Origin of the sequence: Maritalea sp. S77 (genome assembly GCF_049801075.1) — a bacterium.
Classification (GTDB): domain Bacteria; phylum Pseudomonadota; class Alphaproteobacteria; order Rhizobiales; family Devosiaceae; genus Maritalea.
Genome location: NZ_JBNAGG010000001.1, coordinates 721107 through 747042, shown reverse-complemented (window position 1 = coordinate 747042; position 25936 = coordinate 721107). Strand labels below are relative to the sequence as shown.

Sequence of the window (25936 nt, the reverse complement as noted above, 5' to 3'; positions counted from 1 at the left end):
ACGGCTTGACGATTAAATCGCTATCTCTTCGGCCCGTCTACCGTGCGGCTGGTTTGTTTTAAGTCATCTTATCTTCTGCAACTCGAGTAAACCGGAACCACGCTGAATCGACATCAAACGAAGAAGACTTCATTTCAGTCTCCAGAGGGCCAGAATTTGCAGCGTCCACAACGCGCGCAAACGTCTGCCGAACAGCACCGCGGCGCACAAGTGAAATCTCACGCAAGTCGGCCTTCTTAATTAACCGCACTTCTTGCCCTTTGATGTTGAAGTCCCGATAATCGATGTGGTTGTACCCAACCGACACCGCGTTCCAGCGATGTTGAGAAACGATTTCTCGGACGCCGTTGTTTTTGAGCTCCAGGCGGAATGCGAGCCCTTTCTCGTCGCTGAGCAGTTGCAGGCCGCCTGATGTATCGTCAAGAACGTCGCGATTGTGGTCCAGTTGAAACTGAACCTTGTTCTTCATAAGCGAATTTCCGAAACATCCGGGTGCGAATACTTCGGCGCGGCCTTTATGCGAGTGAAACTTGCCATACACACATGCCCATCCTTGCAAAACCGGATGGGCCATGTTGAAAGTCGACTTGCGTGACGTTGGCGACGAGGGTGGCGGAGACTGAAGGCGTCCATCGATAGCCAACATTCCGCCGCCGAAATAACCAATTTCCATCGGCTCGTCGCCGGTAGCTTTGCAATCGCGGCTCATCGCAATACCTCTGGAATTTGTCGGGACTTCAGGAAGCCTTCGCATTCAGCTCTTCGAAGCATGAGTGCAACATCCGCACTTCGCCGCATCGGCTCTGAGAATAGTTGACTTCCTTTCTGGGCAATGGGCCCGAGCACTTCGACGCCAGCGCGGTTGAGCTCACCGTGTAGCTCGTCGATTTCGCAACGTGCAGATGCCGCTTCCGCTATAGCAGTCCAAAACTTTGTGTAAATCTCGCGATGCAATTCTTCAAATTGTTCGCAAACTGCGCGGCTGGCGTTGTGGTGCTCGCGACGAAATCGTTCTTCCACAATCTCAAGCGCCGCTTCAGTTTCGCGCCGTTCACGCAGTGCCTGCTCCTGCTCCATGCGAAGTGAACGCTTTTCAACCGGCGCATTGCCGGCTGCGATGTCTTTAACCCGCTCTTCAGCATTGGCGTCGCCATCATTTTGAAGAATGCGGCGTGTCAGGTCAGTAATCTCGGAACGCAGCCGGCGCGCTTTTTCATTTAGTTGCGTTCGTCTTTCTTCAATCGCGCGATACGGTTCGTGGGTTTCGGTAAGTGATGGAATTTCAATTTTCATTTGGTTTCGTATCCTCGTTGGATGATTGGGTTGCCGTAACTTGAGTTGTTCGATTGTTTTTGCTGGAGCCGCGCATCAACGCGCCGAACTATGCGTGATAGGTCGATCGCGACCGCTGCAATTGGTGCCCAGCCACCGGGCGAAAGAAGAACTTCAGCCAGCTTCGGCTCATGGTCTACACGTGCAAGACGTGGCCCGGCGTCATCCATGACGAGCCATGCACAGCCCGTATCAGGAATCTCGCAGTTTTCTTCCTCTGTAAATTTGAGCGCGGCTGCGGCGCCTCGGCCAGGGCTTACGCCAATGTTCGCGAGCGCTTTAGCGATAGCGATTTGGACGATACGCTGGCGAGAAAACTGGCGCGGAATTCCCGACGAACCAGAATCCACGTCTGGTCCTCGCATTTTTATAATGCCGGTATCTAGCCATCGACTTAGCGTCGATTTATCGATTTCTGCCGCGAAGGCGGCGTGTTGTAGGGAATACATGTTCCAAATCCTTGTTTGGGGTTTTTAGTGGTGAAAACTGAGTAAAAAAGGAACGGCAACAGCGGCCCGAAGCGGCTGTGAAAAATCGGCTGTTGCCGTTCCAGTTGTCCTCGCCAAGCTTTGGTCCTGGGGAGGAAGGGAAGAAGACGAGAAATCAGTGCGAACTAGTGTTCACATGGTGAGGGGGTCATATTTTCAATTGCAGATGTGCGCGTTTTATACCCGCGCCGGTCTTGTGATTGGCATTGCCGTAGAGATTTTACCCCCCCCTAGGGGGTATCGTAATGTTAGGGTATTGGAATAGGTGCGGTGCCACAATTGGGATAAATGGCACCGCGAAGCGCGCGGGGAATACGCGACTAAAATGGAGAGATGCTACGCGTTATGGTCATGCAATAGCCCCATGTTTTTGCTGCTCAACTTGCCATCCCGGTAAAGCGCGTTTCACGGTTTCAACGCTTTGCGCCGTGCCTTGCTGGATCATTTGTTGAATGCGTTGGCCATCAATGGCGCCGTCAAGCACAAAGGTTTGATCGATCTGGACGTTACCACCACCAGCAAGACGCTGGCCTTTGGTGTGGTCAATAATCGTTTCTTGAGGGTGCACCAGAGCCAAACGGCCACCAATGCCGTCTAGTCCGCCAGTGCGTGGCCCATCACCGGTGTAGCCGCCGCCGTCGAATGAAAACAAACCGCCTAACAGTGAACCGATGATCCCGCCAAAACCGCCACCAAAATTAATGTTGGAAAACGCCATTTGAGCTAGGTTCATCATGATGTCAGACAAAACGTCCAGCCAGTTCTTTGAACCGTCAATCAAGCCGCGCAGCGAACTACCGATTGATCGGAAGGCGCTATTGGCCATATCACCCATCTTGCTCATTGCGCTTGTAGCGTCGCTCGCGATTCCCTTGATTCCGCCGATTGCTGTCTTCATCTTTTCGCCAATTGTGCCAAATGAATTGGCGGCGCCATCGGCACTGTCGATCGCACTGTTGCCAAACGTTGTTACAGCCAGATCGGCGTCAACGATGTCACCTTCAAATGCCTGCAGGGGACCGGCCAAGTCTGACATTGCGTTTCTGATATTTTCGGGCAACGCTTTTGCAACCTGCTCGCCAAGTTCTTTCATCGTCGCGGTAAATTGATCTAACGTGTTGGTTAGCTTCATCGTGACGTATGCAACACCAACTAAAAGCGTGATCTTGCCAGAAATTACTTTGGAAAATAGCGCCGATGCAATGCCAGCCGTTCGTACAGCTTTGGCAAACAAAATAAACGATCGGGCAGCCGAAACCATAAACCCAACGATTTTCGCCGCCACAAACACTTTAAATAGTTCGTATAGGTGGTGAAGATTATCGAACACCAGCGCAATGCCTTTGGCCATTATATTCATGGCCGCGCTGATACCGTCAACGGCCTTGTCCAGAATACCGCCTTGTTGAGAGGCGGCGACCATTCGATTGGTGAGCGATACAAACGACGGTATGACTTTGGCTAGCACCATATTCCAAAGGCCGGTAAACGTCTTGGACATGCGCGAAATATTATCGTTGAATATCTCGGAGGCCCGGCCAGTCTTGCCACTAAACACAAGTCCAAGTCGTTCGGCCTCATCGCCCATTTCCTTTAGACCTTCGCGGCCCTGATTCAGCATGGGGATTAGGTTGGCACCAGACCGCCCGAACATTTCGATTGCCAGGGCGGTTTTCGTTGCGCCATCTGGCATTTTTGCAAATCGTTCGGCCACATCGCCAAGAATATCCTCGACGCCGCGCGCCTCGCCATCAATGGTTTTTAGGCCGATGCCTAACTGTTCAAACGCTTTTGTGCCGGCATTTGAAACGCCGTTCATGCTGTCATTAACAGCACGGCTGGCGCGTTGGGCTGCCTTACCCACCTCATCAAATGAGGAGCCAGACATTTCGGCGGCATGTGCCAATCGGCCCAATTGTTGAATTGGAACGCCAAGCGTTTGGCTGGCCTTGAATTGCTTATCCGCTTCTTGCGCTCGATTGCTAATCGCAGCAAACGCACCAGCGCCGGCGGCTGAAGCTGCTGCAAATCCAGCTGCCGCAACTTTGGCAAACTTTTGCATCCCGGCCATGCTTTTGCCCAAGCTCTTTTGAAATTGTGCGGAATCAAGTCCCAGGTTGACTCTCAAACTTCCGATTACGGCGCTCATGTTGTCTTTCCCCATGAAAAAACCCCGCCTAAAAGACGGGGTTGAGTTTTAAAACTTCTCCTCACCCATTACGGTGGGAGCGGAAATAGGGTGCACCCTAAGCGGCGCGGCCCATATATTGGTCATGTCTTGATGTGAGATCGGCCCGATATGCTTCAAGTGCGGATTCAGCATTAAGCTCTGCAGCACGTTGTTCTTTGTGGATTGCCAGCCATTCAACTTGTAATTCTGCTATGGCTTCCAGCACCAAGGCTTTGCCCACCGCGCTGGCGCGCTTATCCGTATATCCACGCGCTTCGCCAATTTCAGTCATCGTTGCACTATCGAGGCATGCCATCTCGAAGGCCCAGCGAATTGGCCTGATTGCAGCCTGCAGGCGGCGCCAAGGCCCTCGCAAATCTATCTGTGCGATAAGTGTGCGTTCGTTAAAGCGTTTCGCCGTGGTTGCATACCGTTCGCCGCTGTCTGCATCGCCGTTTTTCGTCATTTTGCCAGCACTTCCGATGGATCTCGCCGCTTGGCGCACACCATGAAATGTTAGCTCCCCGGTGCCCTCGACTTTTTCTGGGATAGGCTTGCCTTTTTCGTATCCGTCCAAGCAGGTTTCAGTTTCGATTGAAACCTCGCCTTCACTAAACGAAAGGTCAGCATCCTTGCCAGCTAACGGATCTGCAGCCATCACCGCCCAAATGCCGCGATATAACTCGCAAATTTCGATTGCGGCTGTAACCTGATCCAACGTCCAAGGGTTGTCATCTTGCGACATTAGCTGCCGCAACATTTTCGCCAGCGGCCACGATTTCGGTTCTTGATTATTATTGGCTGCACGGCCAAATCTAAATTCAGACTGACGATCTACGGGCTTTTGGGCGGGACAAATAGTTACCGGCACGCCTGCGCATAATTCTGCAAGCAACTGGCGTGCTTTTTCCTTCTCGGGTGGAATCGTGGTCGGCAGTTCATCATCCGAATATGGCGCGCTAAATCTTTTTCTGGCTCGTTCTCGTTTGATAACAGCATCAGACACGTTAAGTGCAATTCTGCTGGCCTCACGTTGTTTCCGTTCGGCCATAGCTTGACGATGCGCCAAAACTTCTTTGCTCACCTGGTGGTTGTCATTCGCGGCAACTGGTGCCGCTGTTTCCTGTTTTTGGTTCAATTCTATTGTCCCCATTTGCGCACGTATCCCTCGCGCGCATCAAAAAGAGCCCGGCGCAAGAAGCGCCGATCGACTCAACTATCGATTTCAGAAATTTTCCCAATTTCAAAAAATCATACACATTTTTGTTGACATGTCAAGAAATTTGTGAAACTGCGTTTTTGTCTTCGCTTTCAGCAGCCCAAAATTCGTAGGTTTCACTTACTCGATCATCGACGAACATGAAGGGTTTGTCCAAAAGCTCGTCGGTGTCTTCAATCTGATCCAAACCAATTGCGCTGCACAGCGAATCTAGTTCTTTTTGCCCTTGTTCCTGCTGGCCTGCGTCCGCGCTTTCGTAGCAAATTTCCAACCAACGATCTGGTTTTGATGCATCCGCCAGGCGCCCCGGTTCAGCGACTCTTAGTTTGATCCACTTGGTATATTCTTCGTCGCTAATAATCTTGCCCTCAATCGCGACAAGTTTCTTAGCCGGCTCGTTATCGTTCGCCGGGCTGGGTGGTTTGCTGGCCTGTTTTGGCGGGGTGGTTTTTGATTTTTTTGCTTTTGGTTTCACGCCAACTGACCGGTCAGCTTCCGCATACCTCTTCTGTGCAAGCCATTTTTCAAAAGGCATGCGGGGCTGGCCTGGTTTTGCGCTTGCATTCCAAGACTCGGCGCGCTCAAAAATGTGCGCCGCCGGGTATCGATCAAAGTCAATCTTTACCCACTCTTTCAATGCAAGGTGGAAGGTTCCGAAATTACCATAAGCGTCGAACGCATCATCACAACCCTCACCGCGCGCGGTGGCCGAAAGGCCATCCGCCGCAGCGGGTGGGGATACATTACCTACATCTCCGCCGGTTGATCCGTCGGGATGTTGGTAGGATTCGTTCTGCTCGACTAGACCGCCAGCGTTCTGCTGCTTTAGACCACCAGCGTTCTGCTCTACCAGACCACGGGTTTCTGTGGTCTGGTGGATTAGACCACGGGACGAAATTACCCAAGGAATTTCAAACTTTGTTGCTTCATTGCGTCGCCTGCGGGGGAGTGGCTTAACGTAGCCCCATTCTGTGAGATCGTGCACCGCTTTCTTGATGGTCTCGCGGGATGAAATTGAACCGTTCAAGGCGTGCTCAATAAATCTCATGCTGGCGCGACAAATTCCGGTGTTTTTATCACGTGAATTTATAATTACCCAATAAACAGCGTCGTGCGATGCCGCGCGACGTTTGTCTCTTAATAGGACTCCAAGGGTCCACCACTGGGAAAGCACATCGCCAGGTTTTTTGGCAAGGCGTTCCTTGCTTTCATCCGGCTCATGCTGCATGAAGGCGCTCCAATGCATCTAAACGCTGAATGGCCATGTCAGTGATTTCTTGAGAAAGTTCAGGCGAGAAAGTCGCGGTGCGCCGTTTGCCAGACTGTGGCGAGAATACGAGGTGCCGCCCGTCTTCCATTTTGAGAAGGCGCAGGCCGTAAAGTCGTACGTGTTCGTTGAGCTCAATATCGATGGTGGCGATGCATTGATTGCGGCCCCGATCATCAAAGACCGGGTGCATATAAAGTATGCGCATTTGGCGCTCCTATGTTTTTCCGCACGTGCGGGTGTGCAACCGCAACCGTTTTGGATGCGGTGAAATGGTTACGCCGGCAGTGAAGTCGGCGCGCTGGTTTGGTATTGTGTTTGGTGTTTGGCTAGGCGGCTTTGGTGGCCGCGTTATCGTTGGCTGGTCGCGCATCAATACGCTGATCAATCCACGCCTCAACCTCTTCACGCACAAACGCAATGCGCTTGATACCCAATTTAACCGGCTTGGGAAACTGGCCTTCCTTGGCCATAAGCGTTAGAAGTGGGCGTGATAAGGAAGTGGCCGCAGCCGCTTCTTTTGGTGACATTAGGCGGGGCACAAAAGTGGCATCGTTGGTCAAGGTGTTATCCTTCCAAAGTAAAATGAATGTAGACGCGCCTTGCGACGCATCGGCTATTTTATGACCTATGAAGTTGGTGCTTCGCTTGCCGGCGGATTAAACCCGCCGATCGTTTTTTGTTGTTTGTGCGGTCGAACCGCGTGCAGGGAGGGTCCACCACAAACCCGCTGCATCATCATACGCTATCTATTTTTTCGCCCTTGTCAATAAAAATAACGATATTGACTTGATTAATTCTATTTTTTGTGCATAGGCGAGCAAAACCTTGCCCAATCTTCCATCAGTTCCCGCCGTTTCGCCAGGGCAGTGCCGCGCCGATAAGCGGCTTCGGCTTTGTCCTTGATCACATGGGCAAGGGCAGCTTCGCAAATGTCGCGCGAATAGCTGGTGCAATCGCCAGCCCAATCGCGGAACGTGCTTCGCAGCCCGTGCAACGTAGCTTCACCAGCGCCAGCACTTCGCAATGATTTGGTCATAGCGGTGTCGGAAATAGGCGAGCCCGCCTTGCCGCCTTCAAAAACAAGATCGGTCGTTGCGCGTTGTTTTTGCGCCTCCAAAATCGACAAGGCGCGATCGGACAAGGGCACTTCGTGGGCGCGCGCCGACTTCATTCTTTCGGCCGGTATGGTCCAAAGCGCCTGTTCAAAATCAATTTCCTGCCATGTGGCATTGCGCGCCTCACCACTTCTAACAGCGTTCAGCGCAACGAACTCAACAGCGCGCGCCGACGTGCTGGACGCGGCCCTAAGTTCTTCCATTACTTTCGCAATGTCATTGTAATGCAACGCGGCATGATGGCCACGACTTAGCTTTTGGCGAGGTGGCAACAATTCCTTTAAACCGCCGCGCCAGCGGGCAGGGTTGTCACCCACAAAAAGCCCACGCGCCTTGGCATGGTCAAAAACCGCGCCAATACGCTGGCGCGTCCGATCGGCGGTTTCCGGTATTTCTGTCCAAATCGGTTTGAGGCAATTCATCACGTCGTCAATTGAAATGCTATCAATCGCCTTGTCATGCAAAGGCGCGGCATAATTGGTAAGTGTCATTGACCATTGCGCGCGGTGCTTTTCGTTTCTGAAACTTGCGTCCTTTACCGCGATAACGTCCGCCATCACCTCCGCAAACGTTTTACGGGTCATCAAGTCATCGCCTCTTGCAAGTCGCTCACGGATGGCTTCGGCCTTTTCGCGGGCCAAGGCGAGAGAAACCGGTGCAGTGCCTTGTCCATAACCACCCAATCCCTGTTCTTTTCGCTTGTCGCCGCGGCGGTGGATAAAAACCCAGTTGCGGCTTATCGTGCGATCACCGCCTGCTTTTGGCTTGTGTGTTCGAACGCGCAGGTAAAGGCCATCGCCATCCGAATAAACTCCAGCCTTATCCAGCGTCTGGATCTTTCTTTCCGTTAGCTTGTTCCGCGCCATTCTCGATTCCCGTTGTCATACTTTCGCTACTGAAAATAGGTAAAATACGGAAAAATGCAAGATATTGAGCCAATAAAATCAATAACTTAAAGATGCAGGCGGGCTTCCTCTCCGCCATTCCTTTTATTTATTTTTATAACTGATAGACAAAGACTTCCCTTGCCTAACCTGTATCCGTCAGCATTTGATAGATAGATCGATATGGTCGCGTATGAGATGATTTTTGGTTCATCGTAGTCTTTATGGAGCGAAGATGACGCAGAAATCTATTGGAAGCTTTTCGAATTCAGTAAAGCTTGAACGTACGAGAAAGTGAAGGTTTCCGTGGAGAGGCCGAGGACCCAACTGACATTAGGAGAACATCCGCTCTCGGGATAGATGTCACAAGCGAGAGGATAACCCCATATCCCCTCGCAGTTGTTTACATCACGCAGCATCACTCGCGCGACGCCATTTGGGGAAGGGATCGGGGTAATCTGGCAGGTCTTGAAGTCCTTCGTTTTGACTTTCAGGGACAAGGCAAGTGTCAAGTTTTGCTTTTAGGTTGGGCCAGTCGATATGTGCACCGATAAACACAATTTCTTGTCGCCGATCTCCCCAAGGTTCCTGCCAATGGTTGGAGATGTAGTTTTGAGCGCTTTCATGATCGGGCCATCGTTCTTTTGGAACCGATGCCCACCAGTTCCCCAAAGGAGAAATTGAGGAGAGGGCGCCAGCAAGTGAAAATTCCGCCACCCAATCCGGTTGTGTAGCGATCCAGAAGTGGCCCTTCGCCCGAATGACGCCTGGCATTTCGGCGTTCAACAACGCATTGATTTTCTCAGGCACAAATGGACGTTTCGCACGATAAACGAAACTCGCCACGCCATATTCTTCCGTTTCTGGCACATGGTCTGCAAAGCCATAAAGTTCTTTCGCCCACATGGGGTGGGTATGAGCCTTTTCGAAATCAAAAAGGCCAGTATCGAGAATTTCCTTGGCCGCAACATCGGAATGATCTGTTTCGATGATGCGGGCATCAGCGTTAAGACTGCGGATAATCTGGCGCGCAGCCTCAGTGCGCTCAGGGCCTGCATCGCTGACCTTGTTGAGGATTACCACGTCAGCAAATTCGATTTGATCCGTCAAAAGATGGACAAGCGTCCTGTCGTCTTCCTCGCCAAGCGTTTCACCGTGGTCTCGCAAGAAATCGTGGCTGGCATAGTCGCGCAGCAGATTGACCGCATCAACAACGGTCACCATAGTGTCCAGCCGCGCAATATCTGAAAGGCTCTGACTATCTTCGTCGCGAAATTCGAAGGTTGCCGCAACTGGCAATGGTTCGGATATGCCCGTGGACTCGATCAATAGATAGTCAAAACGGCCGTCCGCTGCCAGCCGACGAACCTCGGTAAGCAGATCGTCACGCAAGGTGCAGCAAATGCAGCCGTTGGACATCTCCACTAAGGTCTCATCCGTGCGGGAAAGTTCAGTGTCCGCCCGCACAATATCACCATCAATATTGACCTCAGACATATCGTTGACGATCACCGCAACGCGGCGACCTTCGCGATTATTCAACACACGATTGAGTAGGGTGGTTTTCCCGGCCCCGAGAAAACCGGAGAGCACAGTTACCGGAAGGCGATTGTCAGGCATAAAACATCTCATACGTTATAACATTACAAATGCTATTAGCGAAAATGAATGGTGTTTGTCAATCGCGGCTACGACGCAGCAGTTCGACGATAGGGCGTGCGCCGCTGATGGTTTTCGACAGATCAGGCTTAATTTGCGCAAACTGTTTCGTCTTTCCCATGAAGGCATGCGCCTTCCTGCGGGTTTACGCCTCGCGTTCGCACAAATTCGGGTCGGGCAATTCAGGCAATTTAAGAGGTTTTGACCCCGGCTAGGCGGCAGAGAATAGAATTCTAAACTCATTTGCGGTGGGCGGTGCCACACCTGCAGCCCCAAATTACTTCCCGAAAGGGTACTGCCGAATTGCGTAAAAATCTGCTCTTGTTTTTGAAAAAATGTTATGAAATAACGTAACAAAAAATTGAGGATCACACAGATGCGATTTCAATCCACACTTCGAGTTTCGACTGCATTTATGGCTCTTTCTTTCTTAGCAACAGCTGCTGTCGCGCAGGAGATAAAGATCAATAGTTGCGGCATGGAAATTGTGCAGGACAAGCCGGCAAATTCGATTGTGACGCTAGACCAATCATCCACGGAAACGATGTTGGGGCTGGGCGCTGCGCCAAACATGGCTGGCACAGCCTATCTCAAAACAGAAATTGCCGCGCAATATCGTGAAGTTTGGGAAAGCGTGCCTTTATTGACCAAAGACCGCCCAACCGCCGAAGTGGTGCGCTTGGCGGAGCCTGATTTGCTTGTTGCTTACTCCGGCTATTTCTTTTCAGACCAATGGGTTGGCACCCGTGAAGAGTTGGCGGAGCTTGGTGTGGGCACTTATATTAGTGCAGTAAGTTGTCCGCCAGCTGACGAGCCAGACTTGGACTCATTTGATCTGCTGGAACGTGATTTTGAGAATCTTGGCAATTTGTCGGGACAAGAGGCCGCGGCAAAACAGGTAATTGCTGAACAGCGCGACGCCATTGCGGCAGCCCGCAGCATTACCCTTATTCAGGATGAGCCTATTCGGGTGCTGTGGCTATATTCAGTGTTTGAGGGAACGCCGTATGTGGCTGGTGGCCCTTCTGTTCCAGGCGCCATCAGTGAGATTACAGGCGTTGAAAATATTTTCGCAGATGTGAATGAGCAATGGCCCGGTGTTTCTTGGGAAGCGATTGCTGATCGCGAGCCTGATATCATCGTGCTTGGTGACCTTTCAGAACGTGGTTCTCCCGGTGATACGGTAGAAGAAAAAATCGAGATGCTGACGTCTGAGCCGGGTGTTTCCTATCTTGATGCGGTCACCAATGAGCAATTTGTCGTCGTGCGCGCCATTGAGATGGACCCATCAATCCGTGCAGTGAACGCACTTAATATGTTTGTTGAAGGGCTGAAGCGCCTTGGATACGCAAATTAACATCGCACCGGGTCGAGCATTCGATGTGTCGTTGCTGGACCCGGCTACACCAATTGAAACCCAAAACGGCATAAATCCAGAACAACATTCCACAGGATTGGGTGTTTGGACTTTGGCATTGCTTGGTTGCTTTGCTGTACTCATGTCTATGGCCATTGCCGTCCAAATCGGCGTTGCCGATGTACACATAAGTGATGTGGTGCGCATCATCGCTGGCAAGTTGGGTTTTGATGTTGAGCCCATGGGGCGCATGCGTGAATCTGTTATATGGGACTTAAGAGTGCCACGCGTTTTAGCCGCGGCCTTGGTCGGTGCGGCTTTGGCCGTTTCAGGTGCCGTTTTGCAAGCGATGACGGGGAACGCGCTCGCGGATCCCTATTTGCTCGGCATCTCCGGTGGTGCATCAACTGGCGCTGTTTTTGTGGTTATTTTGGGCCTTGGCGGTGGCGCGTTGCTCAGCACTGGGGCCTTTCTCGGCGCAATGCTTGTGCTTTTACTGTTGCTGATGTTGCTGCGCAAAGGTGGCGGCACACCGCTCAAATTGGTATTGACCGGCGTCATCATCGGGCAATTCTTCTCAGCCATTACCTCACTTGTTGTTATGGCAGCTGGCGATGCAGAATCCACCAGGGGGATAATGTATTGGCTGCTTGGCTCATTGACGACTGCCCGTTGGACACCTGTGTTGATGGTTGGTGCTTTAACTGGGGCTGGTTTCATTGTGGTATGGGCACATTCACATGTTTTGGATGCGATGTCCTTCGGCAATGATACGGCGAAAACCATGGGCGTGAACATTTCGCGTGCGCGTGTCGTGCTGCTCATCGCGTGTGCCTTGATGACGGCCATTGCAGTGGCGATGGTGGGTGCCATTGGATTTGTCGGCCTAATTGTCCCGCATGCTGTCCGCATGATGGTTGGTGCAATGCACACCAAACTGATCCCCTTTAGTGCGCTATTGGGAGCCATTTTGCTGATTTGGACAGATGTTCTGGCCAGAACTGCGTTGGCACCACAAGAAATCCCAGTAGGTGTGTTTACCGCTTTGATTGGCGTGCCACTGTTTTTGCTGCTGATGCGTCGGCGAGGCGACCTATGAGCATCATCAAGGTTGAAAACCTCTCTTGGTCGGCTGGCGGACGCCAGATTCTTCAAAAATTATCCTTAGATGTTTCAGAAGACGAAGTTCTGGGGTTGATCGGGCCGAACGGCTCTGGCAAGTCCTCATTGCTGCGCTGCATCGCGGGTATTATCGAGCCAGAGCATGGAGCTGTTCTCTATGGAGACAGACCGCTAAATGCATTATCCGTGCGGGCGAGGGCGCACCATCTGGCCTTTGTTGAGCAGATGCAACAGACCAGCACCGATATGTGCGTTTCAGAAGTCGTGTCACTCGGGCGTATTCCTTACCGTCGGCGGTTCGGTGCATTAACAATGGCAGATCGGGCGATTGTGGCGGCGGCTCTACAAACCATGGACTTGTCTGCATTGGCGGATCGAAGCTGGCGCAACATGTCTGGTGGTGAACAACAGCGCACCAATATTGCCCGGGCCTTGGCGCAAAGAGCGAAAGTGCTGTTGCTGGATGAACCAACGAACCACCTAGATATTCGCCATCAATTGGATGTTTTGAAACTCGTGCGGGATCTGCCACAGGCAAAAATTGTGTGTTTGCATGACCTAGGTTTGGCCGCGAGATATTGCGATCGACTGGCCGTTATGAAAAATGGCAAGCTGGTCGAAATCGGGAAGCCAGAAACAATTCTCACACCTGATCTATTCCGCAAGGTTTTTGAAATAGAAGCTCATATTGAGATTAACGCTGAAGGGAAATGCGACGTCAAAGTCTTGCACTAAGGATGGCGTGTTTTACCCAGCGATAGAAAGTATATTATGCAAACAAGTTTGATTTCCGATGTTTCCTTTTTGCGCCTTTGGATAAGTAATACTGCCTCCGGCTTAGCAACGTGGGCACTGCCATTTGTGTTAGGGCTTGCAATTATCGCAGGCGATCTTGATGCGGCACATGCGGGGCTGGCGTTGGCAGCTAGAACACTCGGTTTCGTTGCCGCGATGCCCGTTGGCGGCGTGTTGGCCGATCGGTCTGGTCCTCGACGCATGATCTTTGGCGCCGGTCTGCTCGCGGCGTTCGGCATTATCCCGATTGTTGCTGGCTTGGCAGGCTTTGGGGGGCTGGCAGCAATCTTGACCGGCGCTGGAATCGCAGGGTTTGGTCAAGGCGCTTGTCGCGCATCTTACCAGGCGATTATTCCGCGCGTGGTCAGCGAAGAAAACCGGCAACCCGCCAATGCCGCCATGACAATCTCCATACGTGTGAGCACATTGGTCGGCCCGACTTTGGCTACGGCATCGGTTTTGGCCATCGGTAGCTCACCGACCCTGTTTATCATCTCGGCACTTTGGATTGCCGCAGCCTTGCTGCCGACATGGCCGCCGCGCCAACCCAAAACTGAACAAAGTTCGCTAACGGCGACAAGCTTTGTGGCCGAATTGGGTGAAGGTTTTGCCGAAGCATACCGCCACCCCTGGTTCATAGCAGGCCTTGCCGCGTTGACCCTTGTGATCGCATTTGGCTATTCCGTGACGAACGTGCTGCTGCCGCAAATCAGCGAAGCGCAATATGGCGGGCCACAATTGATGGCCACCTCGGTAACCGCCTATACCATCGGTGCATTCGCTGGTGCACTCATAATTTCTCGTTGGAAACCAAAAGATATCGGCTGGCTCGCCTTGGTGGGACTCGCACTTTACGGCTTTGTGCCGCTCAGTCTGCTTTTCTCAAATGTCTTTTTCCTGCCCGTAATTGCCTTTTCCCTCGCCGGAATTGGCATTGAGTTCTTCAATGTGCCGTGGTTCACCGCAGCGCAACGAGAAATCCCGCAAGAACGTCTGGCACGGGTCACGTCGGTGGACTTTTTGTTCTCATATGGGCTGGCCCCGCTGGGCTTGGCAGGCTTAACACCGCTGACTCAATTGGTGGGCACAGACGCCGTGTTGTGGCTCTGCGCCATAATTTGCGTAGGGGCGCCATTGCTGGCAATGCCCGTGCGCGGCAGCCGGGGTTTTGCCAATGTGGGATAGGAACGGGAAGGTTGGCTTTCAGAATTTGTTTAACTGAGCCCATTTCAAAAAACGTGCACCGAAGCTTAGAAAGATAGAAGCTTCGGCGCGCGCTTTTTAACTGTTCAGCTTGAAGCATTCCGCGCGGAATGGCGTGTTTGAACAATTGCCATCAGGGGCTGCAGGTATTTATTGTTTCGGATGATGACCACCTGCCACGTGGCTGACCACATAATGAACATTCATCGTGAGCGTGGCGAATGAGTTTGCTGCTGCATGTTCACGTGGGATAAAGATGTAGTTGCCTTTTTGGCAGGCGCTTAGGAGCGTGCAAAAGTTTGGCAATACGGTCTCCATGCGGCCCCAGGCGACCTCTGGCCCATCATTTTGCCCCTGATCAATGCGATAGGTGTCAAAAAGGAAATCTGCGTCCTGTTCAGGGAGGAGCTCTGCGCTAACTTCTTCACCCCAGCCGACGCCCTTGTTGCGCAGTTCGGCACCTGTGCCGGCGATTTGAAAGCCGAGGTCGTCAAGCGCACGGGTCAAAGCACCATAATTGGCATAGACGGTCAGCTTGCCATCCCAAGCTTGAATTTTGGAATAGGTATAGGATGGGTTGCCCAGCCAGCCTTTGGCGTCTGTAATCAAGTGTTCATATTTCGCATTGAGATAATTAAACTCTTCAAGCTTGCCCGCCACGTCGGCGATGGATTGATAAAGCTCGAGCGCATCGGCTGTATCGTCAACATATGCGGTTGGCGCGATCGCTTCTAGTTTTTCAATTTGCTCCTCATCCCATGGCGCACGTGCGATAATCAAATCCGGTTTAAGACTTGCAATTTTCTCGAAGTCGATGGAGTTCCATGCGCCGATAAACTCAATTTCTGAATTGTCAAAATCGACATTCATTAGGGTGTTGACAGAGCGGAGGTAGGTCGAGCCATCTTCTCGCACACGCCCATGAGAACCAACAACTGGCGCACCTAGCTCCACCAGCGGTAGCGTAAGGGCATGGTCATGCATAGAGACGATGCGTTGTGGCGTGACGGGGATCTCTACCATACGGTCTAAAGCATCAATGTGTGTCCGGGTTTCTTGCGCCATTGCGGGGGCGGTTAATGTGCCCAAAAATGCGGCTATCATCAGAAGTTTTTTCATGATGAGTTCCTTTTGTTGTTTGTTTATAATTGGTTATTTGAAGGAAGAAGGGTGTGGTCACGCTCGACAATGTGGGTAAGCACATTGCCCAAGGCACTATTCAAGAACTTGAAAGATGAGAGTAAGACCTGCCAGTCGAGCCGCTTCGATAAATTGTGAGCCATCGCTGTTCATGCGCCCATGGCTGCCAACAGAACGATCAGTCTTGCAAAATTCCACCAACGGCGGGGTTATGCTTAGACCTTGAAGTGAAACAATGCGCTGTTGCGACGTTGGAAATTTAACTGGGCCATTCGCGGCCTCGTAGAATCTCTTCGATTGCACCAAGGCAAAACTGACAAAATTTGCGATTGCGGGCGCGGCAACAACACCCAAAAGTCGCTTCGAATGTGACATATGTTCCTCATTATTAGGACCATTATCAATCGCGACTTTGATAATATGATTTTCATAATCATATTTTCAGGGGTGGCTCAAGAGCAATTTTCAAAACATTGAGGAAACATGTTCAAAAATACATTAGGTAAATTACTTAAAGTATTGAATCAAAATATATATTTATCACAAATTAGATGAGTTCTAAAAAATATGAGTTTACTACTCAACTTTAAATGCGTATGAGAGAGTCGTATTGAAGTTTTGTAGTTGGATGTATGGGACATATGAAAAAACAAGTTAGCATTGCATGCGTGCTTTCGGTCTTTGCAATTTGGGCAGCTGCCGCCGCGCCGCAAAGATTGACTGATCAAATAGGTGCCCATTCGTTCGGCGAGTCGCAAATTCAACTTAGCGCTGCCGCTACACACATAATCAATCCTCTGAATTAGGGAATAACATCCGCCTGATCACACCCCATTGCGTACTTTCGAACGGTTGCCTCACGTGCCGACCCTTTGAAGAGTGCAGAATCTCTCTGCTGATTAGGCGGGCGTTGTGCTGTCTTTTGTAACAACGGACATAAAATGACGCATAATCACCAAATACACCGCGCTAACCAGCGCGGCATTCGCACGTCAGATATTGGCATGGACAATATTGAACTTGTTGTTTTGGAATTGGTCCGACATTTTTGTCAAACCTATGCCGAGCCATTGAGCCATAACTGGGAATTGGCTTTGCAACGGGCGGTTCAAGAACTTGGCCCGCTTGATGGTGGGAGACTAGTTGTGTCCGTGGTTGAACTGCTGCGCGCCGTCCGGATTGAGCGACAGACCCCGTTCGCATTTATAGATGCCAATTGCAAAAAATGTGCGGACGAAGTTTTACCTGTCGAGCTGCATTTAATTATGGCAACGCGATTTGCGCGACGGCAAGACCCCCAAAATTTGAAAGCGGAAAGTGTGGCCCTTATCGGCGGGGAGGGTGATGCCCAGCAGACTTATGCAATGGCAGCGAAATTGGGACACGCAATGAATGCAATATCGCCGTTTGCCGAGCACCCTGACCTCCACTTGGCCGTGCAAAGCCGCTTGGTGCATTGAGGCAAAACATCACTTGCTTGGGGCATAACACAATATCCATATTGACTCGAAAATTTTAATATGAATATAAAACTCATGTTTATGGAGAGAAAAATGATCAATAAAAATAATATGCTCGCTGCCATCACTGCTATTGCGTCAGGTATATTCGCGCTGACAGGCAATGCCATTGCAGAGCAAAATTACCCAATCGAGATTGAGCATGCTTACGGCACGACAATCATCGAAGAAAAGCCAGAACGCATTGCGACCGTTGCCTGGGGCAACCACGAGGTGCCTTTGGCTTTGGGGGTCGTTCCTGTGGGTATGGCTTACACAAGCTGGGGTGACGACAATGATGATGGCTTGTTGCCTTGGGTCGACGCGCGCTTAAAAGAGTTGGGCGCCGAAACGCCAGTGTTGTTCAATGAAGGAGACGGGATCGATTTTGAGGCAGTTGCCAGCACAGACCCTGATGTGATCCTCGCGCCATATTCTGGTCTCAGCCAAGAGGATTATGACACATTGAGTGAAATTGCACCTGTTGTATCTTTCCCAGACGCGCCTTGGACCGTTGGTTGGCGCGAAGCAATTAAACTAAGCGCTGCCGGCATGGGTATGTCTGCAGAGGGCGATGCGCTTATCGCTGAATTGGAAGCACACATTGAGGAAACCATCGCGCAATATCCAAAGCTTCGCGAACAATCTGTCATGTTTATCGCACACACGGATGCAAGTGATTTGAGTGTGATCCGCTTTTATTCAGCCAATGACAGTCGTGTGTCGTTTTTTGAAGAATTGGGCATGAAGCATGCAGAAGCGTCCGAGGCGACAAAGGGTAATGGCAAATTTTCAGGTGAATTCAGCGCTGAACAGATCGATGCATTTGACGATGTGACTTTAGTGGTCACCTATGCCGGGCAAGAGTTGCTAGATGCGATGGCAGCTGACCCATTGGTATCAAAGATGCCTGCTGTGGAAAGCAAATCATTTGTAATGCTTCAAGACGCGCCAATGTCTGCCGCGCCAGTGCCAACCGCGCTAATGATCAAAAACTATCTTGGCGAATATGTTGATTACATTGCCAAGGCGGCAAAGTAAGCGTGCAACCTCGCGAGCATCCCAGTTTGGGAACATTTACAAATCGGGCGCCATTTCGGCGCCCGAAACACTTTGAGTTTTCCTTTTTGGTGTTGGGCATTTTCGGCCTTGCATTTTTGTGCGTTCTTTCCGTTGCAATTGGAAACCGAGAAGTAGGTTTTGACGATATCGTAATGGGCCTACAAGGCCATACTGAGACCATTGAGCAAGCCGCCATCGCGCGACGTATTCCGCGTACATTTATGGCCCTTTTTGCTGGCGGCGCATTGGGGCTCGCCGGTGCCATTATGCAAGGTTTAACGCGAAATCCGCTGGCTGATCCGGGCATATTGGGCGTTAATATGGGGGCGTCATTGGCGATTGTCATCGGTATCGCCTTTTTCGGCATCACATCGGCCAACAGTTTTATTTGGGTCGCCATTTTCGGTGCAGCAATCACTGCGTGTTTTGTCTACATCACAGGCTCACTGGGGCCGGGCGGTGCAACGCCACTTAAATTGGCATTAGCTGGTGCGGCCACTTCAATCGCGTTTTCATCAATGATTACAGGTATCGTGCTGCCGCGCGGTGATATTGCAGAAGGCGTACGGGCTTGGCTTGTTGGGGGCGTTGGGGGCGCGACCGTTGAAGGGTTGAGCCAGATTATGCCGTTCATGATTGTCGGCTATGTTTTGAGTCAATCTTCAGCTGCAAAGCTAAATGCCTTAGCGCTGGGAGATGACATGGCCACTGGCCTTGGCGAACGTGTTGCGGTAGCGCGCATTGTCGCTGCACTTGCTGGCGTAACATTATGTGGTGCGGCTACAGCGGCATGTGGTCCAATTGCATTTGTCGGATTGGTGGTGCCGCATTTTTGTCGTCTGATAATCGGGCAGGACCACCGCTGGCTGCTTCCGTTTTCCGCGCTCACAGGCGCTGGTCTCCTGATCATTGCGGACATTATCGGCCGAGTTATTGCGCGGCCAACAGAAATTCAAGTTGGCATTATTGTCGCGTTTCTTGGTGCACCATTTTTCATTTGGATCGTACGGCGACAAAAGGTGCGCGAACTATGAATATGGCGATTAAGCATCCGCCTCGAACCCTCCTGCAAGAGCTGTCGAGAGGCCGCCTGGTCCGGTTGCGGCGCCGAAACTTCACATTGGCTCTCCTCGCCATTCTCGTAATCAGCCTGTTTGCACTCAGCCTCATGATTGGCCGCAACTTTGTGCCGCTACCACAAATTGTTCAAATATTGTTTGGCGCTGAAGTTGAAGGCGCAAATTTTGCCGTTGAACGGTTGCGTTTGCCAAGGGCACTTTTGTCTTTGGGAGTTGGGTTAAGCTTTGGCATGGCTGGCATTGCTTTTCAGACAATGCTGCGCAATCCGCTCGCAAGTCCGGACATTATCGGCATCAATGCTGGCGCCAGCGCTGCCGCTGTTTTCGCAATTGTGGTTTTGTCTTTAGGTGGTATCCAGATTTCCATATTGGCTATTGGGTTTAGCCTAATCATTGCGGTTATCATTTATTTGCTCGCCTTCAAAGATGGCGTGGTTGGCGCGCGTATTATCTTGGTCGGCATTGGCGTTGCGGCCATGTTGGATAGCGCAATTGCTTATATGTTGTCTCAGGCACTTGTATGGGATCTGCAGGAGGCGATGCGCTGGCTAACCGGCAGCGTTAATGGCGCCAAGCTCTCGCAATCATTTCCAGTATATCTGTCGTTGCTGATTTTTGGCACCATGTTGCTCAGCCAATCTCGCCACCTTGAAATACTCCGCTTGGGTGATGATGCAGCATCAGCCCTTGGTGTGCGTGTCGAATTAACACGCATCATCGTTACCATCTCAGCGGTGGGTCTGATTGCCTTTGCAACAGCTGCGGCTGGCCCTGTTGCCTTTGTGGCATTTCTATCCGGCCCTATTGCGGCGCGTCTTGTTGGTCCCAATGGATCATTGCTGGTGCCGGCAGCGTTGGTGGGCGCAAGCTTGGTGCTTGGCGCAGATTTGATTGGGCAAAATGCCTTCACCAACCGATATCCCGTAGGTGTTATCACGGGCGCATTGGGCGCCCCATTTCTAATTTTTCTGACGATCCGTGCCACGCGGTCAGGAGGCAAAATATGAGTAGTCATCACCAATTGGAGGCGCAAGAATTATCCGCTGGCTATGGCGGGCTGAGGGTTGTCGAAAATCTAGACGTGAAGGTGCCCGAAGGCAAAATAACCTCAATCGTTGGTGCAAACGCTTGTGGCAAGTCGACCTTGCTACGCTCACTCTCACGTTTGCTGAAGCCATTATCGGGCAGGGTGCTGTTGGATGGAAAAGCCATCCATCACATGCCGCCGAAAAAGTTGGCAAAGCAACTGGGATTACTTCCCCAGTCTCCAATTGCACCTGAGGGCATCGCTGTGGCTGATCTGGTCGGGCGTGGTCGCAATCCGCATCAGGGTATGTTTAGCCGTTGGCGCGCGCTGGATGACAAAGCGGTTGCAGAAGCACTGGACGCCACCAACACCAACGAACTAGCAAATAGAACAATCGATGAGTTGTCAGGTGGGCAGCGTCAACGCGTTTGGATTGCAATGGCATTGGCGCAGCAAACTGATATTTTGTTGCTTGATGAACCTACGACGTTTTTAGATGTCAAAAATCAAATCGAGGTGCTTGACCTGTTGGTCGACCTCAATTTGAGAAGAGGCACCACCATATTGATGGTGCTGCACGATCTCAATTTGGCCGCGCGCTACTCTGATTGGCTTATCGCTCTTGCAAACAAGGAGCTATTTGCGACCGGAAGGCCAGAGGTGGTTATCAACGCCGAAAATGTGAAACAAATCTTTGGTCTCGAAAGCAGAGTGATCAACGACCCGCTTACGGGTAAGCCACATGTGCTGCCAATCGGACGGCACAATTGCAATATTGAGATCTGACGACGCGCAAAGCAGTGCTTTTCAGCAGATTTTTGAAGCTAAGCCCGTGCATTGAAATGAGAAGAAAAAGGTACCATTAATTTTTGGCTGAACTTCTCGGGGTTAGAGCGGCACAAATAAAACCACATGCCGCGATAATATAGGGGAGATATCCAGCCTGTTGATAGATCGCACCACCGAGAAGTGGGCCCAGCATTGCACCGATGCCCATTGCCGATGAAACGGTGCCCGCTGCGCGTCCTTGCTCATTCGCCGAAACAGCGTTTGCGGCGTAGGCATTGATCCCAGGAAACACCCACCCTGCGCCAAATCCGATGATCAAATATGACAGGATCAAGAGCAGCTATGTGGGCACAAATGCGGCAAGGATAAATCCGAAAGCTGCAACACAGCTCCCTATCCGGATCAGCGCAGCTGGTGATAATTTTAGTCGTTTAACCACCAGTTGGGCCATAATGAGGCTGATGCCCACGGCAGTGAGCGCGAAGCCCGCTAACCGCAGCGCATCAACATTGGACAATGAGTAGCGATCAATGGCTGCAAACCCGACAACAATTTGTGCAATCCCCACAGCAAGCATGGACAACACTGCAGCAAACATAGGCCTAGACAGACGGTTGTCACTAAACGCTAGCTGTTGAACGCTAGTTTTTGCGTCAATTTCATCATGTGGAACACGCACCTTAACGAGTAGCAACGCGGGCAATGACAAACAGGCAAGAAAAAATAGCGCTGCCATTGGGGACGTTCCTGCCAAAACTGTAACAATGGCGGGGCCGAAGAGGAGCCCTGAAGCTTGCGCAGCACCCAATCGTCCCATCGCGCCTGCGCGCGTGTCTGCAGAGTAAGTATCGGCGATCATCGCGGCGCTTGCAGCGGGCACTGCTGAGTAACTTAGTCCCATGCCAAAGCGTGAGGCGAGCAAAGCAACCAAAATCCAGATCGCAGGTAGATGCAACGTTTCTCCGGCATATATGGAAAAGCAAAGTAAAAAGTAACAAATAACAAATCCTGAGAGGCCTAGAAGAAGAACTGGTTTACGACCGATCTGGTCAGTAGCTTTGCCCCACAATCGCGCGGACAAAACCCAGCCCAAGCCGCCAGCAGTAGCGGTAAGTCCAATTTGCCAAGGTTCCAGACCAAGTGAATTGGCCAATGGGCCAGCAGTCGCCACAAACCCCATCATGCCCATGCTGCACAATAGACTTGCGATGTATATGGGAGCGAGGGAAGGCGGAGTTTCGTTAAGAGGATGAGGTACGTCGGTCATTGAAGGCTCGTATTTACAAAAATCAAACGAAAGGACTAATTCGGTTATTTGAAATTGGAATTTGCGTACAATGTACGCTTGCATGAAGCATTCGAATCGTCAAGAGTTGTGCAATGACGTCAGCACCGGCCAATAAAATGAAATCTGCACGCGTGAAGCTTAGCCGCAAACTGATCGTCGAAAAGGCGCTTTCAATTGTCAGAGGAGAGGGGCTCAACGCCCTGACGATGCGTCGTGTCGCAACTGACCTAAACACAGGTGCTATGTCCCTTTATCGCCACGTGTCAGACCGTGATGATCTGCTTTTGAGCATGATGGATCACGTTGCTACAGGCATTGAACAGCCAACCAAGCAATCGGACCACCGAGCAGAAATCCTCGCTATCATGCTAACCCTTCATCGGACATTTCGGGATGATCCTTGGGTTGTGAATGTCCTACTTTTTGAGGGGAGGGGCAGCTTGAAAATACTCCCTTTGCTAGAGCGACTGTTTTCCGCGTTAGCGCAGTTGGGCTGTGATACAAGGTTGGCAATCGAATATTATAGTTTGCTGATCAACTATGCATATGGAGAGAACTTGTCTCATCAGACCAAGACGGAGCGTTGGAGAGCGCAGGAAGACCTGAATGGGCAAACTTTTGCGGATTACCCTTCCACTAAAGAAGTGTTCGAAGCTGAACGGGTCTCCTTTGAAGAGACTTTTGAGCGGAACATAAAGCGGATTATCGAGGGCATAAAACCAAACGCACGATGACCATGGTTAAATCTTCAATTGGTTCTAGCAACGGCCGGAAATTGCTTATGGGCATAAGTGGGGCTATGTAATCTTATTCAAGCACACCACTTTCAAGCTGGCTGAGATCTGCTGGTCTCCCATAAAGAAAACCTTGGAAGCGGGATGCCCCGAATTCACACAAAAGCTTATGTTGTTCTTCGGTTTCCACGCCTTCGGCCACTACATTTTGTCCAAGATCATTGCACAGCTGAACCAAGTTTTTGACTAAGGTTTTGCTGGCATCATTTAATGCTGCATCCCGCACAAAACTGCGGTCGATTTTAACGTGCTGAACGGGCAATTGTCGAAGATAGGATAAAGAGGAGTAACCGGTTCCAAAGTCATCTAGCGCAACGGTGATGCCCAGCTCATTTAATGTTGCTAATTTTGTTCTCGCAATTTCAAAGCCGGTTACAAGCACGCTTTCAGTGATTTCCAATGTCAGCTTTTTGGGATTTGCGCCTGTACGATCCAATATCTTTTTCAAATTCTCTTCAAACTCGTCATGCATTAGCTGTTTTGCGCTAACATTAAGAGACAAATTCAAATGTTGAAGTTTGGGGTTTTGCTCCCATGATTTCAACACAGTGCAGCCTTCTTCAAGCACCCATTTGCCAATATCCGGCATCAAATCGAGCTGCTCAGCCTGAGGAATAAACGATGCTGGTGAGATTTCGCCTTTATCAGGGTGATGCCACCTTATCAAAGCTTCTGCGCCTATGATTTTCCGTGACTTATCTACCTGCGGTTGGAAAACCAGTTTAAACTCTTTGTTCCACAAAGCCGACATTAGGCGTCGACTATCTTTGTCCTTCCGAACGAGCTCTGAATGGATCGCATGAACTGACGCTGCCAATATGATTGTGGCCATTGTCGCATTTGCCCATGTACCAACTGTCCTAAGTAAATCTGGCATTTGTAGAACATAAGGTGATGCCAAGGGTGCGCAAGACAAGACAATAAAGGCCAACAAACAAATCACAATAATCAGGAGTTGGATGTTAGATTTCTCTCGCTGATAATTAAGATACCCAAGCGAGGCAAGTGAAAGCAGATATATATGAACCACCCGCGGATATTCAGCCGTTGGGACGTCTAAAAGAACCCCCATTGTGATGGCAACAAGCAGAAGTCCGACCTGAGCCAAAAAAACTCCAAACCTGAGGTGACCTTTTCGCATAGAAAAGTAGATAACACCTCCAAGCGCCACGATGATTAAGTCCATCCCGACGACGAGCCACCAACCCATAAAGATAAATACAATGGCCCATGCGATACCAATCGCCATAAACGACAGCGATCCGTACTTGTAGGCCTTTTCCATTCGGTGACTAAAACTTAAACCGGCTTCTGTGTTGGCTTCCACTATTTTCCCGCGTTGTGACGAGTTGTAAAAGGTTGGATTTAGAGGAATATAGCTCAGGTACAATTATGGTTGTGTTAATCGTGCAAATTGAGTGTTGAGAGCCTCTCAACCCACCTTTAGTCTCTTTTTTGCCGTTCAATACTTTGACTTCGGTGGTTCCATCAGAAACGCACACGAAATGATCTAGAGGCTATTTCCTGACATTGAACTGGGAGAATTGTGGCGAGACGAAGCTTTGTTTGAAATAGTCGTAGATCAGGTTCATCGGCTGGGTGAACTCGCGGCCGCGGCGCCAGGCGATGCCGATATCCATTGAGGGGATGATCCCGTCGACAAGGATGGTTTCAATTCGTTTGCCTTCGAGCGACCAGGGACGATAGACCATATCGGATAGAATGGTAACACCTTGGCCATTGGCGATCATGGAGCGCACGGCCTCTACAGAAGAGGTGCGGAACTTCGTTTTGGGCTTATAGTTGGTCTGGCTCCAATATTTCATGGTGGTGTGCGCCGCTTCATCCACCGTCAGCATAATATAGTCTTCTTGCGCGACTTCCTCAAAGCTCGCTTTGCTTTGTCCCAGTAGCCGATGGCCATTGGGCAGCCAAAGTCGCCGTGCAGAACTCAGAAGGGTTTCGGTTTCAATTTCAAGGTTGGTGAGGTTTGACGTCAGGACAATGCCCATATCAAACCGATTGGACAATAAGCCATCTTCAATGCTCTCACGATTGAGCTCGGACACTTGAATGTCGACGCCGGGATACATGCGGGATAGGCGATCCAAATGAAATGGCAGGAAATATCCCAAAGAGGTGTAGGTCGCGGCAATGGAAATTTGCCCATCCACTTGCGACTTTCGCTGGGTTAGGCGGCGTGCTTCTTCAACTTTCTCCAAAATTTCCTTTGCAGCGGAGAGAAGCTCGCGACCAGAGTTTGTAAGCTCCATCCCCAATGACGAACGATGGAACAGCTCCGCACCCAAAATGAGTTCAAGCTCTTTGATCGAGCTTGTGATGGATGATTGTGAAATGGACAGCTGGCTCGCCGCGCGGCTGACTTGTCCGGTTTCTGCTGTCGCGACAAAATATTTAAGTTGGCGGAGATTCATGCTGAGCAAATCCAAATAAGTGATCATCTATTATCGATAATTACGATATTGAACTATCCGCAAGATTGCAACCAATCGTGAATCTATATTTTTCAACAGGTTAGCCGATTTTGTCTGTCAATTTAATATCGAAAAAATCGATAATGTGAGTTCTGAATAAAATAATTCCGATCTTGATAAATTCGTGCAACCGTTAGTTGAGGAAATAT

Annotated in this window: 26 protein-coding genes; 10 read left to right on the top strand and 16 right to left on the bottom strand. The window is 50.7% G+C overall.

The window, feature by feature from the left end:
* Nucleotides 1-58: 58 nt before the first annotated feature.
* The 10 genes from ACP15Y_RS03450 to ACP15Y_RS03405 form a co-directional block, all read right to left on the bottom strand.
* Nucleotides 59-709 (bottom strand): HK97 family phage prohead protease, encoded by a 651-nt coding sequence (locus ACP15Y_RS03450; RefSeq protein ID WP_424981604.1) that lies wholly within the window; start codon nt 707-709, stop codon nt 59-61.
* Complete coding sequence (locus tag ACP15Y_RS03445; RefSeq protein ID WP_424981603.1) at nt 706-1293, bottom strand: hypothetical protein; 588 nt, start codon at nt 1291-1293, stop codon at nt 706-708. Before ACP15Y_RS03445 ends, ACP15Y_RS03450 begins: the two co-directional genes overlap by 4 nt.
* A complete protein-coding gene (locus ACP15Y_RS03440) occupies nt 1290-1781 on the bottom strand; it encodes a hypothetical protein (RefSeq protein ID WP_424981602.1) in 492 nt (163 codons plus the stop codon). Before ACP15Y_RS03440 ends, ACP15Y_RS03445 begins: the two co-directional genes overlap by 4 nt.
* A 388-nt stretch (nt 1782-2169) precedes the next feature.
* Complete coding sequence (locus ACP15Y_RS03435; protein ID WP_424981601.1) at nt 2170-3891, bottom strand: hypothetical protein; 1722 nt, start codon at nt 3889-3891, stop codon at nt 2170-2172.
* A gap of 175 nt (nt 3892-4066) precedes the next feature.
* Nucleotides 4067-5128 carry a hypothetical protein gene (locus ACP15Y_RS03430; RefSeq protein WP_424981600.1) on the bottom strand — a complete coding sequence of 354 codons (1062 nt, stop codon included), beginning with the start codon at nt 5126-5128 and terminating at the stop codon, nt 4067-4069.
* A gap of 136 nt (nt 5129-5264) precedes the next feature.
* Nucleotides 5265-6437: a hypothetical protein gene (locus tag ACP15Y_RS03425; RefSeq protein ID WP_424981599.1), complete on the bottom strand. Its 1173-nt coding sequence runs from the start codon at nt 6435-6437 to the stop codon at nt 5265-5267.
* Nucleotides 6427-6684, bottom strand: coding sequence for a hypothetical protein (locus tag ACP15Y_RS03420; protein WP_424981598.1), 258 nt, complete (start codon nt 6682-6684; stop codon nt 6427-6429). Before ACP15Y_RS03420 ends, ACP15Y_RS03425 begins: the two co-directional genes overlap by 11 nt.
* A 121-nt stretch (nt 6685-6805) precedes the next feature.
* A complete protein-coding gene (locus ACP15Y_RS03415) occupies nt 6806-7039 on the bottom strand; it encodes a helix-turn-helix transcriptional regulator (RefSeq protein WP_424981597.1) in 234 nt (77 codons plus the stop codon).
* A gap of 236 nt (nt 7040-7275) precedes the next feature.
* Complete coding sequence (locus tag ACP15Y_RS03410) at nt 7276-8460, bottom strand: tyrosine-type recombinase/integrase (RefSeq protein ID WP_424981596.1); 1185 nt, start codon at nt 8458-8460, stop codon at nt 7276-7278.
* A 426-nt stretch (nt 8461-8886) separates the two neighbouring features.
* On the bottom strand, nt 8887-10098 hold the full coding sequence (locus ACP15Y_RS03405) for a GTP-binding protein (protein ID WP_424981595.1): 1212 nt from the start codon (nt 10096-10098) through the stop codon (nt 8887-8889).
* 415 nt (nt 10099-10513) lie between these two features.
* On the opposite strand from ACP15Y_RS03405, the gene ACP15Y_RS03400 reads away from it, so the two are divergent.
* Genes ACP15Y_RS03400 through ACP15Y_RS03385 form a run of 4 tightly spaced genes read left to right on the top strand, consistent with a single transcriptional unit; the run spans nt 10514 to nt 14596 of the window.
* A complete protein-coding gene (locus ACP15Y_RS03400; protein ID WP_424981594.1) occupies nt 10514-11494 on the top strand; it encodes an ABC transporter substrate-binding protein in 981 nt (326 codons plus the stop codon).
* A complete protein-coding gene (locus ACP15Y_RS03395) occupies nt 11478-12593 on the top strand; it encodes a FecCD family ABC transporter permease (RefSeq protein ID WP_424981593.1) in 1116 nt (371 codons plus the stop codon). The genes ACP15Y_RS03400 and ACP15Y_RS03395 overlap by 17 nt, the downstream gene beginning before the upstream one ends.
* Nucleotides 12590-13351 (top strand): ABC transporter ATP-binding protein, encoded by a 762-nt coding sequence (locus ACP15Y_RS03390; protein ID WP_424981592.1) that lies wholly within the window; start codon nt 12590-12592, stop codon nt 13349-13351. The genes ACP15Y_RS03395 and ACP15Y_RS03390 overlap by 4 nt, the downstream gene beginning before the upstream one ends.
* A gap of 36 nt (nt 13352-13387) precedes the next feature.
* On the top strand, nt 13388-14596 hold the full coding sequence (locus ACP15Y_RS03385; protein ID WP_424981591.1) for an MFS transporter: 1209 nt from the start codon (nt 13388-13390) through the stop codon (nt 14594-14596).
* A gap of 168 nt (nt 14597-14764) precedes the next feature.
* On the opposite strand, the gene ACP15Y_RS03380 is transcribed toward ACP15Y_RS03385, so the two are convergent.
* Together ACP15Y_RS03380 and ACP15Y_RS03375 are read right to left on the bottom strand one after the other, a co-directional pair.
* Nucleotides 14765-15733, bottom strand: coding sequence for an ABC transporter substrate-binding protein (locus ACP15Y_RS03380; protein ID WP_424981590.1), 969 nt, complete (start codon nt 15731-15733; stop codon nt 14765-14767).
* 96 nt (nt 15734-15829) lie between these two features.
* Nucleotides 15830-16129 carry a hypothetical protein gene (locus tag ACP15Y_RS03375; RefSeq protein ID WP_424981589.1) on the bottom strand — a complete coding sequence of 100 codons (300 nt, stop codon included), beginning with the start codon at nt 16127-16129 and terminating at the stop codon, nt 15830-15832.
* Nucleotides 16130-16695: 566 nt separating this feature from the next.
* On the opposite strand from ACP15Y_RS03375, the gene ACP15Y_RS03370 reads away from it, so the two are divergent.
* The 5 genes from ACP15Y_RS03370 to ACP15Y_RS03350 all read left to right on the top strand — a co-directional run bounded on the left by ACP15Y_RS03370 (nt 16696) and on the right by ACP15Y_RS03350 (nt 21207).
* Nucleotides 16696-17214, top strand: a complete 519-nt coding sequence (locus ACP15Y_RS03370; RefSeq protein WP_424981588.1) for a hypothetical protein — start codon at nt 16696-16698, stop codon at nt 17212-17214.
* Nucleotides 17215-17307: 93 nt separating this feature from the next.
* Complete coding sequence (locus tag ACP15Y_RS03365) at nt 17308-18294, top strand: iron-siderophore ABC transporter substrate-binding protein (RefSeq protein ID WP_424981587.1); 987 nt, start codon at nt 17308-17310, stop codon at nt 18292-18294.
* 26 nt (nt 18295-18320) lie between these two features.
* Nucleotides 18321-19349, top strand: coding sequence for a FecCD family ABC transporter permease (locus ACP15Y_RS03360; RefSeq protein WP_424981586.1), 1029 nt, complete (start codon nt 18321-18323; stop codon nt 19347-19349).
* Nucleotides 19346-20401, top strand: a complete 1056-nt coding sequence (locus tag ACP15Y_RS03355) for a FecCD family ABC transporter permease (RefSeq protein WP_424981585.1) — start codon at nt 19346-19348, stop codon at nt 20399-20401. Before ACP15Y_RS03360 ends, ACP15Y_RS03355 begins: the two co-directional genes overlap by 4 nt.
* Nucleotides 20398-21207, top strand: coding sequence for an ABC transporter ATP-binding protein (locus tag ACP15Y_RS03350; RefSeq protein WP_424981584.1), 810 nt, complete (start codon nt 20398-20400; stop codon nt 21205-21207). The genes ACP15Y_RS03355 and ACP15Y_RS03350 overlap by 4 nt, the downstream gene beginning before the upstream one ends.
* A gap of 76 nt (nt 21208-21283) precedes the next feature.
* On the opposite strand, the gene ACP15Y_RS03345 is transcribed toward ACP15Y_RS03350, so the two are convergent.
* Both ACP15Y_RS03345 and ACP15Y_RS03340 read right to left on the bottom strand, forming a co-directional pair.
* Nucleotides 21284-21544 (bottom strand): MFS transporter, encoded by a 261-nt coding sequence (locus ACP15Y_RS03345; RefSeq protein ID WP_424981583.1) that lies wholly within the window; start codon nt 21542-21544, stop codon nt 21284-21286.
* 6 nt (nt 21545-21550) lie between these two features.
* Nucleotides 21551-22561, bottom strand: coding sequence for an MFS transporter (locus tag ACP15Y_RS03340; protein WP_424981582.1), 1011 nt, complete (start codon nt 22559-22561; stop codon nt 21551-21553).
* A gap of 29 nt (nt 22562-22590) precedes the next feature.
* Here ACP15Y_RS03340 and ACP15Y_RS03335 point away from each other — a divergent pair, with 29 nt between their 5' ends.
* Nucleotides 22591-23232: a TetR/AcrR family transcriptional regulator gene (locus tag ACP15Y_RS03335; RefSeq protein WP_424981581.1), complete on the top strand. Its 642-nt coding sequence runs from the start codon at nt 22591-22593 to the stop codon at nt 23230-23232.
* A gap of 73 nt (nt 23233-23305) precedes the next feature.
* Here ACP15Y_RS03335 and ACP15Y_RS03330 read toward each other — a convergent pair whose 3' ends face one another.
* Nucleotides 23306-24619 (bottom strand): putative bifunctional diguanylate cyclase/phosphodiesterase, encoded by a 1314-nt coding sequence (locus ACP15Y_RS03330; RefSeq protein ID WP_424981580.1) that lies wholly within the window; start codon nt 24617-24619, stop codon nt 23306-23308.
* A gap of 190 nt (nt 24620-24809) precedes the next feature.
* Nucleotides 24810-25727, bottom strand: coding sequence for a LysR substrate-binding domain-containing protein (locus ACP15Y_RS03325; RefSeq protein ID WP_424981579.1), 918 nt, complete (start codon nt 25725-25727; stop codon nt 24810-24812).
* Between the last annotated feature and the right edge of the window lie 209 nt (nt 25728-25936).

What these genes read in the sequence shown, in the direction of transcription:
- ACP15Y_RS03425 (WP_424981599.1), bottom strand. Translation starts at nt 6,437, where the DNA reads ATGCAGCATGAGCCGGATGAAAGCAAGGAACGCCTTGCCAAAAAACCT.
- ACP15Y_RS03335 (WP_424981581.1), top strand. Translation starts at nt 22,591, where the DNA reads ATGACGTCAGCACCGGCCAATAAAATGAAATCTGCACGCGTGAAGCTT.
- ACP15Y_RS03370 (WP_424981588.1), top strand. Translation starts at nt 16,696, where the DNA reads ATGACGCATAATCACCAAATACACCGCGCTAACCAGCGCGGCATTCGC.
- ACP15Y_RS03365 (WP_424981587.1), top strand. Translation starts at nt 17,308, where the DNA reads ATGATCAATAAAAATAATATGCTCGCTGCCATCACTGCTATTGCGTCA.
- ACP15Y_RS03405 (WP_424981595.1), bottom strand. Translation starts at nt 10,098, where the DNA reads ATGCCTGACAATCGCCTTCCGGTAACTGTGCTCTCCGGTTTTCTCGGG.
- ACP15Y_RS03375 (WP_424981589.1), bottom strand. Translation starts at nt 16,129, where the DNA reads ATGTCACATTCGAAGCGACTTTTGGGTGTTGTTGCCGCGCCCGCAATC.
- ACP15Y_RS03350 (WP_424981584.1), top strand. Translation starts at nt 20,398, where the DNA reads ATGAGTAGTCATCACCAATTGGAGGCGCAAGAATTATCCGCTGGCTAT.
- ACP15Y_RS03450 (WP_424981604.1), bottom strand. Translation starts at nt 709, where the DNA reads ATGAGCCGCGATTGCAAAGCTACCGGCGACGAGCCGATGGAAATTGGT.
- ACP15Y_RS03390 (WP_424981592.1), top strand. Translation starts at nt 12,590, where the DNA reads ATGAGCATCATCAAGGTTGAAAACCTCTCTTGGTCGGCTGGCGGACGC.
- ACP15Y_RS03340 (WP_424981582.1), bottom strand. Translation starts at nt 22,561, where the DNA reads ATGCAAGCGTACATTGTACGCAAATTCCAATTTCAAATAACCGAATTA.
- ACP15Y_RS03440 (WP_424981602.1), bottom strand. Translation starts at nt 1,781, where the DNA reads ATGTATTCCCTACAACACGCCGCCTTCGCGGCAGAAATCGATAAATCG.
- ACP15Y_RS03325 (WP_424981579.1), bottom strand. Translation starts at nt 25,727, where the DNA reads ATGAATCTCCGCCAACTTAAATATTTTGTCGCGACAGCAGAAACCGGA.
- ACP15Y_RS03410 (WP_424981596.1), bottom strand. Translation starts at nt 8,460, where the DNA reads ATGGCGCGGAACAAGCTAACGGAAAGAAAGATCCAGACGCTGGATAAG.
- ACP15Y_RS03380 (WP_424981590.1), bottom strand. Translation starts at nt 15,733, where the DNA reads ATGAAAAAACTTCTGATGATAGCCGCATTTTTGGGCACATTAACCGCC.
- ACP15Y_RS03355 (WP_424981585.1), top strand. Translation starts at nt 19,346, where the DNA reads ATGAATATGGCGATTAAGCATCCGCCTCGAACCCTCCTGCAAGAGCTG.
- ACP15Y_RS03420 (WP_424981598.1), bottom strand. Translation starts at nt 6,684, where the DNA reads ATGCGCATACTTTATATGCACCCGGTCTTTGATGATCGGGGCCGCAAT.
- ACP15Y_RS03385 (WP_424981591.1), top strand. Translation starts at nt 13,388, where the DNA reads ATGCAAACAAGTTTGATTTCCGATGTTTCCTTTTTGCGCCTTTGGATA.
- ACP15Y_RS03435 (WP_424981601.1), bottom strand. Translation starts at nt 3,891, where the DNA reads ATGGCCGGGATGCAAAAGTTTGCCAAAGTTGCGGCAGCTGGATTTGCA.
- ACP15Y_RS03400 (WP_424981594.1), top strand. Translation starts at nt 10,514, where the DNA reads ATGCGATTTCAATCCACACTTCGAGTTTCGACTGCATTTATGGCTCTT.
- ACP15Y_RS03445 (WP_424981603.1), bottom strand. Translation starts at nt 1,293, where the DNA reads ATGAAAATTGAAATTCCATCACTTACCGAAACCCACGAACCGTATCGC.